The 13731-nt window shown below is 52.2% G+C and carries 14 protein-coding genes; 4 read left to right on the top strand and 10 right to left on the bottom strand.

Features of this window, described 5'->3' with window-relative positions; translation table 11 throughout:
* The first annotated feature begins 126 nt into the window (after positions 1 to 126).
* Complete coding sequence (pbpC, locus tag DO97_RS08905) at positions 127 to 2421, top strand: penicillin-binding protein 1C (RefSeq protein ID WP_052128567.1); 2295 nt, start codon at positions 127 to 129, stop codon at positions 2419 to 2421.
* A gap of 26 nt (positions 2422 to 2447) precedes the next feature.
* On the opposite strand, the gene DO97_RS08900 is transcribed toward pbpC, so the two are convergent.
* Positions 2448 to 3743: a tetratricopeptide repeat protein gene (locus DO97_RS08900; protein WP_156120502.1), complete on the bottom strand. Its 1296-nt coding sequence runs from the start codon at positions 3741 to 3743 to the stop codon at positions 2448 to 2450.
* A gap of 159 nt (positions 3744 to 3902) precedes the next feature.
* On the opposite strand from DO97_RS08900, the gene rnhA reads away from it, so the two are divergent.
* Entirely contained in the window at positions 3903 to 4307 is a 405-nt protein-coding gene (rnhA, locus tag DO97_RS08895; protein WP_036532576.1) for a ribonuclease HI, read from the top strand.
* Between the two features lie 13 nt (positions 4308 to 4320).
* On the opposite strand, the gene DO97_RS08890 is transcribed toward rnhA, so the two are convergent.
* From DO97_RS08890 to DO97_RS08870, 5 genes are all read right to left on the bottom strand, one after another.
* The gene (locus DO97_RS08890) at positions 4321 to 5052 is read right to left on the bottom strand and encodes a hypothetical protein (RefSeq protein ID WP_204368547.1); all 732 of its coding nucleotides are present in this window, start codon (positions 5050 to 5052) and stop codon (positions 4321 to 4323) included.
* 103 nt (positions 5053 to 5155) lie between these two features.
* Positions 5156 to 6070 carry a hypothetical protein gene (locus tag DO97_RS08885; RefSeq protein ID WP_036532574.1) on the bottom strand — a complete coding sequence of 305 codons (915 nt, stop codon included), beginning with the start codon at positions 6068 to 6070 and terminating at the stop codon, positions 5156 to 5158.
* Positions 6071 to 6126: 56 nt separating this feature from the next.
* Positions 6127 to 6648, bottom strand: a complete 522-nt coding sequence (locus tag DO97_RS08880; protein ID WP_156120501.1) for a hypothetical protein — start codon at positions 6646 to 6648, stop codon at positions 6127 to 6129.
* Between the two features lie 70 nt (positions 6649 to 6718).
* The gene (gene cheB / locus DO97_RS08875) at positions 6719 to 7816 is read right to left on the bottom strand and encodes a chemotaxis response regulator protein-glutamate methylesterase (protein WP_036532570.1); all 1098 of its coding nucleotides are present in this window, start codon (positions 7814 to 7816) and stop codon (positions 6719 to 6721) included.
* Positions 7817 to 8058: 242 nt separating this feature from the next.
* The gene (locus tag DO97_RS08870) at positions 8059 to 8298 is read right to left on the bottom strand and encodes a hypothetical protein (protein WP_036532569.1); all 240 of its coding nucleotides are present in this window, start codon (positions 8296 to 8298) and stop codon (positions 8059 to 8061) included.
* A gap of 569 nt (positions 8299 to 8867) precedes the next feature.
* On the opposite strand from DO97_RS08870, the gene dpsA reads away from it, so the two are divergent.
* Together dpsA and DO97_RS08860 are read left to right on the top strand one after the other, a co-directional pair.
* Positions 8868 to 9422, top strand: a complete 555-nt coding sequence (gene dpsA, locus DO97_RS08865) for a DNA starvation/stress protection protein DpsA (protein WP_036532567.1) — start codon at positions 8868 to 8870, stop codon at positions 9420 to 9422.
* A 30-nt stretch (positions 9423 to 9452) separates the two neighbouring features.
* Positions 9453 to 10307 carry a sirohydrochlorin chelatase gene (locus DO97_RS08860; RefSeq protein ID WP_052128547.1) on the top strand — a complete coding sequence of 285 codons (855 nt, stop codon included), beginning with the start codon at positions 9453 to 9455 and terminating at the stop codon, positions 10305 to 10307.
* On the opposite strand, the gene DO97_RS08855 is transcribed toward DO97_RS08860, so the two are convergent.
* The 4 genes from DO97_RS08855 to DO97_RS08845 are packed head-to-tail and all read right to left on the bottom strand — an operon-like array spanning position 10283 to position 13709.
* A complete protein-coding gene (locus DO97_RS08855; protein ID WP_036532565.1) occupies positions 10283 to 11509 on the bottom strand; it encodes a DUF1501 domain-containing protein in 1227 nt (408 codons plus the stop codon). The genes DO97_RS08860 and DO97_RS08855 overlap by 25 nt on opposite strands.
* A gap of 34 nt (positions 11510 to 11543) precedes the next feature.
* The gene (locus DO97_RS08850; protein WP_338038495.1) at positions 11544 to 12839 is read right to left on the bottom strand and encodes a DUF1800 domain-containing protein; all 1296 of its coding nucleotides are present in this window, start codon (positions 12837 to 12839) and stop codon (positions 11544 to 11546) included.
* Positions 12784 to 13104: a DUF1800 family protein gene (locus DO97_RS27565; RefSeq protein WP_275574982.1), complete on the bottom strand. Its 321-nt coding sequence runs from the start codon at positions 13102 to 13104 to the stop codon at positions 12784 to 12786. Before DO97_RS27565 ends, DO97_RS08850 begins: the two co-directional genes overlap by 56 nt.
* Positions 13105 to 13157: 53 nt before the next feature.
* Complete coding sequence (locus DO97_RS08845) at positions 13158 to 13709, bottom strand: Spy/CpxP family protein refolding chaperone (RefSeq protein ID WP_052128546.1); 552 nt, start codon at positions 13707 to 13709, stop codon at positions 13158 to 13160.
* Between the last annotated feature and the right edge of the window lie 22 nt (positions 13710 to 13731).

Genomic DNA, 13731 nt, shown 5'->3' with positions numbered 1-13731 from the left:
CAGAGGTGAGGGATGGGACAACCGTGGTTGCAACGCCTGTATCGGATCCAGCACCAAGGTGACCGTACCGGGCGATCGCTGGGTTCAGTCTGGTTTCGCCTCCCCCGTTCGGTGTCCTTAATCCTGATGCTCATGGGTCTGGGGTTAACGGTGCGGCTCTTGCCCTACCTAGCGCCGATTCACGCCCAGGATCTGCTGCAAGATCAGCAGGCGGTAACTTTACGCGATCGCCATGGATTGCTTCTGGGAACGCTGCTCAGCCGGGATCAGGAGCACACAATGGCCGTGGCCTTAGATCAGATTTCCCCTCTGTTGATCCAGGCAGTGCTCGCTGCTGAAGATGGGCGGTTCTATGACCACGGAGCCTTAGATCTCCGAGCGATCGCCCGGGCGGTTCTGGAAGCCGTTGCCGCCAGACAGGTGGTCAGTGGTGCCTCTACCATCACCATGCAATTAGCCCGGATGTTACATCCATCCCCGCGCACCTGGGTGGGGAAGCTTCAGGAAATCTGGGATTCCTGGCGACTGACCGCTGGTATGAGCAAAGATGACATCCTGATGGCCTACCTGAATCGGTTGCCGATGGGGGGCAATATCTACGGAGTTGAGGCCGCAGCCCGCATCTATTTTGGAACATCAGCACGGGAGCTGAATCTGGCTCAGGCCAGTCTACTGGCAGCCCTGCCCAATGATCCAAACCACTTAAACCCCTACGATCACTGGTCAGCCCTGAAACGACGGCAGCGGTATGTTTTGGCGCAAATGGTGCAGGACGGCTATCTGACATCCGCCCAGGCAGATCGGGCGGCGATGACAGCCGTTGCCCTCCAACCGCGTCAGCAAGGAATTTTGGCAGCGCCGCACTTCCTGTTTTGGTTGGCCCGTCAACTCCCGCCCCAACACCCTTCTCAAATTCGCACCACCCTGGATCTGCCTTTGCAAACCTTCGTCGAAACCCAGGTGCAGCAAGTTCTTCAGAGTTTAACCGTCCACAATGTCCACCAGGCAGCGGTGCTAGTTGTCGATAACCATTCCGGGGAAGTCCTCGCCTATGTGGGGTCCCCGGACTACTTTGCCGATACCCAACTGGGTCGGAATGATGGAGTACAAGCCCTCCGCCAACCTGGCTCAACCTTGAAGCCCTTTGTCTACGAATTGGCCTTAGAGCGGCGGGTGATTCGACCGAATACGGTGTTGGCAGACGTGCCCACCTACTATGCGATTCCCGGTGCCCAGCTCTATAGTCCCTCGGATTACTCCGAAACCTTTCAAGGCCCGGTACGGGTGCGAGTCGCCCTGGCTAACTCCCTCAACATTCCGGCGGTGCGAGTGCTGGAGCGGTTGGGTGTCCCTGTATTTCTGGAACGTTTACGGCACCTCGGCTTTGAACATCTAACCCATTCCCCAGACTACTATGGCCTGGGACTGGTGCTCGGGAGTGGCGAAGTCAGTCTTTGGGAACTCACCCGTGCCTACGTCACCCTGGCAAACCAGGGACAGGCGCTCCCCTTGGTGGCAACCAGAGCCGTAGCGCTCCCGTCGGCATCCCCCCCCCAACCCATGCCCCAGGCTGCTACTTGGGCCTTGATTACCCACATGCTCAGCGACCCCCATGCCCGTGCCAAAGCCTTTGGGGTGACATCGCTGCTGAGTTTGCCCTTTCCGGCGGCGGTGAAGACGGGCACTTCCTCCGATTACCGAGATACCTGGACGGTCGGCTTCACCACGGATTACACCGTTGCCGTCTGGGTGGGAAATTTTAATGGCGATCGCATGCTTCAAGTTTCTGGCATTACTGGAGCCGCCCCCCTGTGGCATCGGATCATGTTGCACCTGCATGAGCACCAGGAACCCGAAGCCTTTGCCCTTCCCGATGGGCTAGTACAGCGCCCCGTATGTGCCCTTTCTGGACGGCGACCGACCCCCGCCTGTGCCGCCGTGGTTCAGGAATATTTTTACCCTGAAGATTTGTCAACCTATGAACAACAGCCCGATACCTTTTACCAAGGGACAGGAGCAAGTACAGAGGGAAATGCTTACCAGCTGAATTTACCGGATGAGTACAATGAATGGCTGACGCGGCAACCCTATTCCATCAGCAGTGAGGCTGGGCTGAAGATTATTGCCCCCCAAAATGGTGATACCTTTCTCCTCTATCCCACCGCCTCCGCCAACCCTGGTAGTCAACGCCTGGAGTTTAAGTTGGCCGCAGAGAGCCAGACCGCTGTGGAGTGGCAACTCAATGGACAACCCCTGGCAGGACAGGCTGGGTCATCTGTGTTTTGGCCGTTGCGCCCCGGCACTTGGAGGTTGACGGCGAAGCGAGGCAAGGATCAGGATCAGGTGCAATTTCAGGTGATTTCTGCCACTGACCTGCCGCGATCGCCCCGACGGGGATTTGCGATCACTCCCAATCGGTGACCTCGATCATGCGTGCCAATATTGAATCAACCTTGGAAGTGGATATCGGCTAAGGGAGGCAGTTCTGCTATCAGCGTCTGGACAATCGCCGTCAGATGACTGGGTTGCTCCTGCGTCTTCAGCAGATCCAGTGCGGTTTGCAAGTCCGACCAAGCCTGGGGAATCTGCCCCAGTTGGTGATAGGCTAAACCGCGATAGTAATAGGCCATGGCTGCTTGAGGTCGCCGCTGAATTGCTTGATCCAAGGCCTGAATCGCTCGGTGATCTTGACCTTGTTGGTAATAGAGTAAGCCCTGTTGACAGTATATTCCAGCTTCCCCTGGATTGATTCTTAACACCTGAGCATAAAAGTGTTCCAACAATTGGCTAAAGTCCAGGGTGTTCCCGACGGGTTGATGGTTCTTGGCTAAGGTTTCTAAGGTCTCTTGAAAGGGAGTTGCTCCGCAGGCGATTGCCCCCTTACGAAAATAACCACAGGCTTTTTTAAACGCCTGAAAATCAGGGGTATTGAGGAACTGGGGGGTCTTTAACAACTCGCCGTCGGCCAATAAATGATAGACCAAAGATGGTGGCTCCTCACTGGGCAAGATTTCTTCCAGGATGAAACGCCCCCAAAGGTAGTATTGTCGCGGTCGATTGCCAATACCAACAATCACATACAAGGGTTGGCCGCTGGCGGTGACAATCCCTCGGTTCGCAACTGATACGCTCAAGCATTTACCGTACTCCGAGGTGATTTTATCGTGATAGAGCAGCGGTTCTATGGGCAAATAGCCCAACTTCTCGAAGTTGTGATAGTAGATCCAGAATTTTGGGGCTGGGGAGGATGGAGCCCGTTGACGGCGAACCACTGGGGTGACGTTATAGGCTGGTTTTAGGGTCTCAATCCAGCGGCTTTGAGTCTCTAGTAAAGCCTCAGGGGCACAAACTTCGGTGATATAAAACTCAAACACCCCATGGCGACCCGCTTTGGTCACCACTGTGCGCAGATTGTAGGCTAGAAACTCCGACCGTAAGGAATACTGCCTTGTTTCTAAGGCAGACACCTGATCCAGATCTTGGGTGTGTTGTTGCCAGCGTTGCTCAATCTGGCGGGCGTGACCAACATAGGATTTACCGTTGACGGTATTGAGGATTTGGTAAATACCGCAGGTCATTGCCAGAGAAGCACCGAAAAGGATGAAGCAGATGAGAAAAATCGTCTGTAACCAGAGTAATCCAATCGGGTGATGGCCTGGAGTCGTTTTCAGAGGCTGATGGGTTGGTTTGGGGGAGATCTTGCCCCTGTGCCCCCAATCGGTAGGCGGGAGTTTGGGATTCACTGCATTGCAGGTACCCAATTATGCTAGTTCAAAGTTGCTGTCAGAATGAGGCAAGGAGTTGACTGAGAGGATCACTCTCCCCGTTAGTATCGATATCCCAGCGTTTTTGCCGTTTATGCTCTATCAGTGCGGTTGCCATTCACTCAATCTCTTTAACTTATGACTTCTCCCGTTGTGATTTATACCGATGGTGCCTGTAAGGGTAACCCTGGACCTGGCGGCTGGGCTGCTATCCTCCGGTATGGAGACCATACCCAAGAAATTTCCGGCGGGGCGGCTGCCACCACCAATAACCGCATGGAAATGATGGCAGCGATCCAAGCCCTCCAATCCCTCACCCGACCTTGCCAGGTGAGACTACACACCGATAGCCAACTGTTGGTGAATACCATGACGCGTAACTGGAAGCGTAAGGCCAATTTAGATCTCTGGGCAGAGCTAGATCGGCTAGCAGCAACCCATCAAGTTGAGTGGACTTGGGTCAAAGGTCATGGCAGTGATCCTTGGAATATTCGGGCAGATGAGTTGGCAGTGAAGGCAGCCCAGGCTATTATCCAACGTTGAGGCATGAACAACCCTAATATGGGGCACATCGAGGTTCAAACTTTAAGTCATTAAAGTCATAAATCAAGGTCATATCTTTGAGTTGATGACTGCGGAGATATCCGGTGTAGAGACAGCCCTCTGCTGCCCAAACCAGGCGGTTGCGATCCCAATCTGCCCATTCCCAAGTAGGGAATTTGAGGAGAACCCCAGCGGTTAGGTGTTCCAGCTCATGCTCATCCCAGTAACAGCCTTTCCCAGGGGGAGCACCAACTTCTGCATGGGCAATCTTCCGCAGCATCCACCCGTTTTTCAAGGGCTTCTCAAAGATATCTAAATGTTTTCGTTTCGCCAGTTGATCTCGCTGGAGATAAGTCCAGCCATCGCGCTGCAAGCGCAAGTAATATACACCGGGGCACTCGCCACCATAGGATTCCAGTACCTGATAACGGGTGTCTCGATGAACTTCGCTGGCATCTTGTAGCAAGCAATGACCATATCCGTCGTTGAGCCAGTACGCGCGATCGCCGGTAAATAACCCACCGCCATGCCAGCAGTCCCCCTTACTAAATAAGGCGATCGCCCTTAGCCAGGGCGCACGGGAAATCGCCGTCCATGAACCTTTGGTTTCTGATGACCAATGCCCATTCATCGCAAAGTAAATCATATACTTGCCATCGGGGGATAGGTCACTCCGTCGCTCGTAAATACGCCCTTTCAGCCACTGAGCGAGGGTAAATTGATCACGGCATCGATCCCATAGCAACGTGCAAACCTGTTTAGAAGGCCCACGCCTAATCACAACGCCAATGGGTGCGTTGCTAGCTAAGAGAATGTGAATTCTTGCAGGGAATCGTTCCATTTCCATTTCAGTTTTCTATATTTAAAAATCCCTCACTGTCAACCCAACACTCAGTTTTACATTTCAAATAACCAAGAGGCAAACGATTTTGTGCAAGAGGATTATGGAATACTAAAAGTTTATCAGTCAAGTCCTTTGAATCGTTGAAAATAGCGTCAAAGACATCAACACAAGAGTAAATTACTGCACTAATCTTAGAGTATTTAGCATCCGAGAAAGCAGTTGTTGCTACCGGATCACCCTTCGCTTTTGAAATAAAATCTTTGTAGGAATAACTATAGTCATCAACTTCTAGAGTATATCTGTTGACAGTGATTTCATTTTGGTTTCCAAATGGCAAAAGTGCTTTGACTATTATCGGAACATCATCATTTTCAAAACTTGCCATCGGTACTCTAGCAGCATTAATAGCAATAATACAAGGTTGTCCATCACAGATTATTTGGTTTGATATATATTTGTTGAATTGCTTGAATTTCTTGTCAAACACGGATGTCAGTCGCAATTTGATTTTCTCGGCAAGTTGTTCCTCGGTTTGGTTGTCCAAAACACTTATGCCTACTTTGGGCTGTATCTCAAAAACTGCATCTTCTGTAGTGCCCTTTGTTGCGGTAACTGCCTCTACCCATATCTTAGGTAAATCAACGGATTTTTCTATGCAAATATCAGGTCCCTCAGAGCGACCTTTTTCAAGTCTTTTCCCTAAATCTAACTGAGTGGCTGCTAGATACATCTCCCAAAAACGAGAATGGCAGTCTGACCTTAGGTCTTTAGTTAGGTTTTGGTCGAGATAGGCATGAGTCTTTTCCCAAAGGTCTTCAACAAAAATTTTACCTTCCCGAGAGAGAATATTGTTCTCATTCTTGAGGTAATTAAATAATTTATCGGTTCCATCGTATTTAAATATCTCTTTTTTATTCAAAATGTCCTCATTTAACTAAAAGCAGACAACAAAAAAGAATAGAATTGTCCCTAATTTCACCGTTTAATAATATACAATCCAAAACCGATGATCAGTAACCCACAACCCAACAGGACAGGGGCAACGATCTTCCCTTTCTGAGTGTTTTGATGACTCCAGGCAATGTAATCTTGATGGGTGAATACCTGCTTGCCATTTACCGAGAGTGAGTAGAGATTGATGAAGTCCTGTCCTCTCACAAGATCTCTTCTTGGCTTTACCTTTTCTGCAGGGTTAATCGTTACTTCGACCTCAGCACCAGGGACAAAAGTATCAAGCAGTACGGCTCTATAGTATTTTGGATAGCCGCTGCTGCCTCGGTACGGAATCGCCGCTCCCTGAAGCCAAATCTCCAATCCCTTCCCAGCTACCTTCGGGTCGATCTGAATCGCCTCACGGAGTCTACCGTGAACAAGTTCAGTATTTTCAGTAGTGGGGTAGAAGGATTGATCTGTAAATAAATGAATACTAGCAACCCCAAATAAAGTGGAGCCAAGAACCCCTATTCCTATGAACAGCTTTGCCAGATAGTGATTCATGGACGTGCTCAAAAATCACAGCGGAGTTCAGCGACCGTCGGTATCAATCCTGGGCTTTCAACGCCAGGTTTCAGGTTCGAGATGTTCTGAGCTTCAACCTCCGGATGATGACATTAGCGATCGCCTCTGGGGACAAAATCTCCACTGCCGCGTTTAACTCGGCGGCGGCTTTCGGCATTCCATAGACCACAGAACTCTCTTTATCCTGGGCGATGGTATGCCAACCCCGCGATCGCAGGGTACTGAGTCCTTCTGCACCATCCTGTCCCATACCTGTTAATAACACAGCGGTTTCCTGGTGGCTCCAGTGCTGAGCCAAACTTTTGAAAAATACATCCACCGAGGGGCGGTAGGGATAATCAGCAGGCTCTTTCACATAGTGCAAGGTCAAATCGGCTCGGAGGCTCAGATGGTCGTTGGTTCCGGCTACCAACACAGTGCCTTTTTCCAGGCGATCGCCGACTTTGACTCGCCTAACCGGCAAGGGGGTTTGCTGATTCAACCAATCCACTAATCCGTCAGAAAATTGTTGATCGACATGCTGAACGATGGCGATCGCGGCTCCAAAGTCAGCAGGAAGCCGAGACAGAATCACAGCAAGGGCTTTGGGGCCACCTGTGGAAGAACCAATCGCGATCAGTGGGGGGCGTGAGCTGTGGTTTAGGGGTTGTGGACTGGAGGCGTGAGCCGTGGGAGCGGATGGGGGCGTGATTCTCGCAGAAGCAGATTTATGGGTGTAAGCCACTGGAGGAGCTTTTGCAGATTGGGAGAATTTGCCAATCAGCTTGCTGAGAGTGGCAATCTTGCTCAACAATGTCAGGGTGGCACTGGCATTTCCTTGAACGCCCAAGACTGGAGTATCGACGGCGTCTAAAGCTCCATATCCCATCGCATCGAATACCTTGCCGACATTGGAGGCGACACTGGCCGTGACAATTAGGATGGCGCAGGGCGTATTTTGCATAATTTGCCGAGTGGTTTCTACCCCATCCATCCCAGGCATGAGCAGATCCATGAGAATCAGGTCGGGTTTGTCCTTCGCACACTGAGCAATGGCATCCGCCCCACTTTGAGCAATCCAGGCAATGTCAAGGTCTGGGGTATTCATTAATGCTCGCCGGAGAGCTTCTACTGCCATGGGCATGTCGTTGACAATCGCGATTCTCATGATTAACCTTGGAACTTGATCACTATATATTTGATTACTCGTGCTAGAGAGCCTTGTCGTTTCATATCACAAATCAACTGGGCTATCTCATTGCCACAGCAAAACCGAGGGTAGTTTGCTGGAATCCGCAGCGACCGCAAAGAGTCGCATCAGCGGATAAACTATTCCAGCCGTCCCTTGAGAAAAAACCGTGAGTCTGAATCCCGCCAAGTTTTCCAGGCTCTAGGTAGGGTGTCAACCCCCTATTGATGCCGAAGTAAACGTTCTCCGCAGGTAATTGCCACTTCCAAGGCTGGGGAGGTAGGCACAGCTTCCCACAATGTTAGCAGGCCAAGAATTTTACCAGCTATACCTCCCAGCACATCAAAGTTTCGATCCGCCAGAATCAGTTCTGGGGTGAACAGTGAAATTACTAGATGGGCTTCCTGCTGTAGAGAGAATTCATCAATGAGCTGACTGATACGAACCAGGGCGTAGATCATTGATTTCCAAACTGATCCTCATACTGCGAGGGGTTCAAGCCTGGTTTTAGGAATTCTGGATGCACAAAAGCTTAACATCGGTACTGACCAAAGGCAATCAGGTTCCCATAGTCAACTACTGACCGCTACATTCGAAGCATGTAGCGGGAGATTGCCCCTAACCCGTAGCTTGCTTCCGCGTAGCGGTAAGTTGAGACGATCCGCCAGTTGACGATGACGCACTCGCAGGAGACATGCCCCCACCAGCAAGTTCAGAGGTTAGGTCTGTGGGATATCCTGTATTCATTGCTTTCGAGATGGCTTTGGGTTGAATTATTTGAGCCTACACACTCGGAAGCCTTTTTCATACAGGTGTCATTGGTTACTTTCTAAACATCTTCTCAGCTCTGATCTGCGATCGCAGATCGCTAGTGAAAATCAGTCCAATGCTGTATTTTCAGTGGTACTGGGTTGCAGAACCGTGGATGCAACGTCGGAGAATTGAGAGAAAAGGTTAGAATCAACGGTGGATGATGACTCACAATCCATCCTCCAGAAACTGGACTTCTAGATTTAAGGAGAGAAAAATCATGGCTGAGACACAGCGCGTCCTCCGCGCTTTTGATCAGACTTACGAAAATCCAGTCTTGCTGGATACCTCGGTGACATCCCCTGTCTGCGAAGGATTAAACATTGCCTTAGCAAGTTTTCAAGCCCTTTATTTGCAATATCAAAAGCACCACTTTGTGGTTGAGGGTGCTGAGTTTTATGGGCTGCATGAGTTCTTTTCCCATTGTTATGAAGAAGTTCAAGAACATGCCCATAAAGTGGGGGAACGTCTAGATGGCTTAGGGGGGACTCCTGCTGCCAGCTTCACCAAATTAGCGCAACTGTGTTGCTTTACCCCAGAAGCCGATGGTGCCTTTCATGCCCGTCAGATGCTGGAACATGACCTAGCTGCAGAGCAAGCCGTGATCAGTGTCCTCCGGCGGCAGGCAGGTCAGGCAGAAAGCTTGGGCGATCGCGGTACACGATATTTATACGAGCAGATTCTCCTGGAGACTGAAGATCGCGCCTTCCATTTGGCTCACTTCCTTGCCCATGACAGTTTAACCCTGGCGTTTGTCCAGGCCAATGGCAACTAAGGTAACGCTCCTCTCCTTTGAGTCTCTGTTTTGCCCTCTGACCTTGCCTATCTGTTCGTTGCCCACGGCAGTCGTGATCCGCGGTCGGCGCAAGCGCTGCAACAACTGTTGGCAGCCGTTAGGGTGCGACTGAGCACGGATAAATTATCGGCAACCCATAAATTATCGGCGGCCCAAGGTGTAACGTCCGAGGGGGAACCGCTGATTGAGGGCGCAGTTCTTGAGTGTCACCCCCTTCCCCTCCATGCCCAGGTGCAGCAGTTTGGGGAGCAATCCTTGCAGTCGGGTTGTCAGCGGATGCTGGTGGTGCCGCTGTTTTTAGTGGCGGGGGTGCATGTGATGCACGATATTCCTAGGGAGTTAGCGATCGCCCAAGCTTCCCTGGGAAATCGTTTAAAGCTTCAACTTGCCCCGCATTTGGGGAGTCATCGGGGGATGCTCCAGATTCTGAGGGAGCAGATGCACCCAGCAACTGCCACCGCCTGGATTTTGATCGCCCATGGCAGTCGTCAATCTGGCAGTCAGGAGGCAATTCAGGCATTGGTAACCCATCTAGGATCGCTGGTCAAAGGCCGATCGGAGACCCTTGCAGCTTACTGGTCGCTGCCACCGGACTTGTCAACACAACTCAGCGTCCTGATTGCAGCTGGACATCATGACATTGGCTTATTACCTTACGTATTTTTTGCCGGGGGGATTACAGATGGGGTTGCCCAAGTCGCTGCCTTCACCACCCAGCAACATCCAGGGGTGAAACTCCATCTAGCCCCGGTATTGGCTGCTCATCCTGGATTAACTAACTTAATGCTGGATTATATGTCAGTCCCCAGCAGGGATGCAGAACAGCTAGGAGTAGCTGATTATCCTATCAGTTCCAAAGGATGAGCCAGCGTGTACCCTGGAAATATCTGGGTGATTTTCCCGCGATCAAGGTGCAGATGTTGGGTCAAGACACTGGCGATCGGATCACGAAAGTCAGTGGTCACTGCTAAATCCCGTCCTTCATAGAGCTGTGCCGTGGCGAGTCCCGGCCACTGTCCATAAACCTTGCCTCCCTGAACACGGCCTCCCATCGCCCAGAGGACATTCCCATGCCCATGATCGGTGCCCCTGTTGCCATTCTCGTGAACAGTGCGGCCAAATTCTGAGATTACGAGGATCACTGTCTCTCGATAAACAGAGCCAAGTCCTTGCGCTAGGGTGGTCAGTCCCGATCCCAATGCCCGAAGGTGACCTGCCAGTAACCCATTATTACTGCCCTGATTCACATGGGTATCCCAACCCCCCAGGGATAAAAATGCCAGCTGAATGCTGGCATCACTGACCATTAAGTGGGCAAGTCGCCGCATATCCTGGTTAAACCCTTGATCGGGCAAGGGTGCCCCATTATTGGCCATGATCATTTCCGAGTTGAGATCCGTTAGCAGGGTTTTGCGCGCCCGTTGGCCTTCTTGGTATGCCTGACTCAGGGGATCACTCCCACTATAGAGGCGATCAAAGGCATTACTCACTTGGGGGCGATCTAAGGGGAGGGTATTGATGGCTCCCTTCCCCAAGGGCAAATTGGCTACTGGCATCTTACCTGTGAGAATCCGGGGCATCGTCGCCCCTAAATTCAGAGCCTGGGTGGGGGAGTGATCAGGTAAAACTTGTAACAGCCGATTCATCCAGCCATCACTTGCCCGTTTGTTACCAAGGATGCCGGTCTCCATATAGTCTTGGGCATCAAAATGGGAACGGGTGGGGTCCGGTGAACCACAGGCTTGGACAAAAGCTAGACTCCGATTTTGCCACAGTGGCATCAGGGGGTTCAAGGCTGGGTGCAGCCCAAATTGCCCATCTAAATTCAAGGCACCCTCTGGCTTTCCGGGTTGGGGAATGGCAATGTTAGGGCGGGCTGAGTAGTAGGTAGACTCCTGGTAGGGAACCACGACATTCAATCCATCGACGGCACCGCGCAGGAAAATAACGACCAACCGTTGGCGGCTGGCAGCCTCTGTCCGCAAGGCCCAACCATGCAGTCCAATGGAGAAAACGCTAGAGGCAGTCAGAAGTCCGGCTTGCTGGAGAAAGTGACGACGGTTCATGGCAGAGGGGTGGGGAGAGGGAAGGGGATCAGGATCAGCGCCGCATAAATTCTGGACTACCCAACATTAATGCGGCTCTTAAGGATGCCGGACTATTGGCGATCGCTGCCTGGGTTTGGGTCGTGAACGGGTTACCCAGGGTAATGCGGAGTTGTTGTGGGTCAATGGTCTGACCGGACTGGGGACTTGGCACCCCCATCGCTGGCGGCATCGTAGGGGTCGGAAGCAGAGGAGTATCAGGATTAACCGGCACCTGGTTCAAGGGCAGGCGACCACTGGCAAGGGCAGTGGCAAAGCTGAGACGGCGGGTCATGGCATCGGGATTTAACCAGGCAGCCTGAGTGTTTTTGTAACCGTCAGGGGTTTGGCAGCCATAGAGGGGCATCCCCAGTTGTTGCAGGGTGCCCAAAATGGGACGGAGATTCTGCACCGATACATCTGTCGCTCGCAGAGCCGATACGACGTACTGATATGGGGTCTTGAACTTGGCGTTGTAGTACTTGGTGTCCCAAAATTCTGGGCTGTGGAAGAGAGTGTTTAAGACAGCCTGAATATTGCCATGGGTGTCGATAAACCGTTGAGCCAGACGATCCACTAGGGCCGCAGGGGGTTGATCCGCAACAAAATATTGAGCCAATTGGTAGCTGAGATGGTGAGCGGTTGCCGGGCTACGAGCCAGGATATCCAAAGCCTGCTCCCCTTCGGCAATGCCACTGCCTTTGATCCGCTGCCCTAAAAAGACCTTATCACTGAAGTCATGGCGGCGGCTATCAAAGCAAAACCCACTCGGGTCGGCGATCGCTGCCAGCTGTCGGCCAAAGTCCTGGCACAGTCCCCAGCCAGTGAGAATTCGTGCCAGGGTGACCACATCCTGCTGGGTATAACCACCGTTTACCCCCAAGGTATGGAGTTCCATTAACTCCCGGGCGTAGTTTTCATTCAACCCCTTCAAGCGACCGCGGGCTCCGGGGCTATCGGGGGCTGTGTTCAGCCAATTATCCAGGTAAAAGAGCATGGCCGGGTGACGAGCGGTGGCCCCGAGCAATTGGCGAAAGTTTCCCAGAGACTGGGGGCGGATCACAGAGGCTTCGTAGGAACCCACCCACAGCCGGGTCAGCCCCTTGTTGGCAAACACATTGAAATGGTTAAACCAAAAGTCCACCATCACCTCTTGGAGTTGGCGTGGACTTTCGCTGGCTCGTAACAATCTTGACTGAGCCGATTGCTCCACGAGAATCCGATATCGCTGCTTTGCGGCCTTGACGACCTCAGGATCAGGCTTTTGGCCTTGAGGGGGACGTGGAGGGAGATACTGTTGGGCGATCGCCACAGGACTCAACGAGAGAGTTTCCAGGCGCGATAACCGAGCCGTCAGCTCGGGGGGGGTCTGGAATCGACTGCGGCGAGAGCTGCATTTGAATGTAGCGCTCAGTTCCCATGGCCTTCACTTGGACAATTTCGCCAGGTCGGGGGCCAAAACTCAGGCGATTCAACAGATGCAGAATCTTAGCATCGGAACTGGTGGCCCCCTGGCTGGGAGAGGGGAAGGTGAGCCATAAAGCGAGGGATAGCACCCAGAACTGAGGACGGATCATGGAGCAGTTACCTTCAGATGGGATGGGGCGAACAGCTTGATGGGGAGATATCGCTAAAAAGCTGGATCTGGGAGCATGCCTGGATTCATGGGACGTTGATCGGGCGTCCCATTAGAATTCCCTGAATTCATAGGACGCTGCCGTTCCTGTCGTTGGCGGTTTATCTGGTCAGCCAGCAGCCGTCGTTGTTCCGGGGTGAGGAGGCGACGAATGGCGAGGGTGCTCTCAAAGCGCAGGCTGGCCAGTTGCTGCCGCAGGGTTTCTATCTGATGATATTTATCCCGCACCTGACTATCGGAGGCAGTACCTGCCATGAGACTTTGCAACTCCGCCTGGGCTTGCTGCAACGCCTGCATCCTCTCAGACATCTGAGGTTTGTATTGCCGGAGTACAGACTGCATTTGTTGCATCTGATCGGGATTGAGGTTGAGGGTGCGGAGCCAACCTGGCATTCTGCGCGCGGGTTGGGAATTCTGAGCTAAGAGGAGGGGTTTTGCAGGCTCCTGTGCGGTTAGAGCCGGAGATTGCGCGGCCAACAGCACGGTTCCACCGCAGGACAGCAGGGCCGGAAGCATCACCAAACTCAAGCGTGTCAACACAGACATGAATTCCTCAACTCCTTGATAC

Source organism: Neosynechococcus sphagnicola sy1 (assembly GCF_000775285.1).
GTDB lineage: Bacteria > Cyanobacteriota > Cyanobacteriia > Neosynechococcales > Neosynechococcaceae > Neosynechococcus > Neosynechococcus sphagnicola.
The sequence above is the reverse complement of the archived record's forward strand: the minus strand, read 5'-3'. Positions and strand labels throughout refer to the sequence as shown.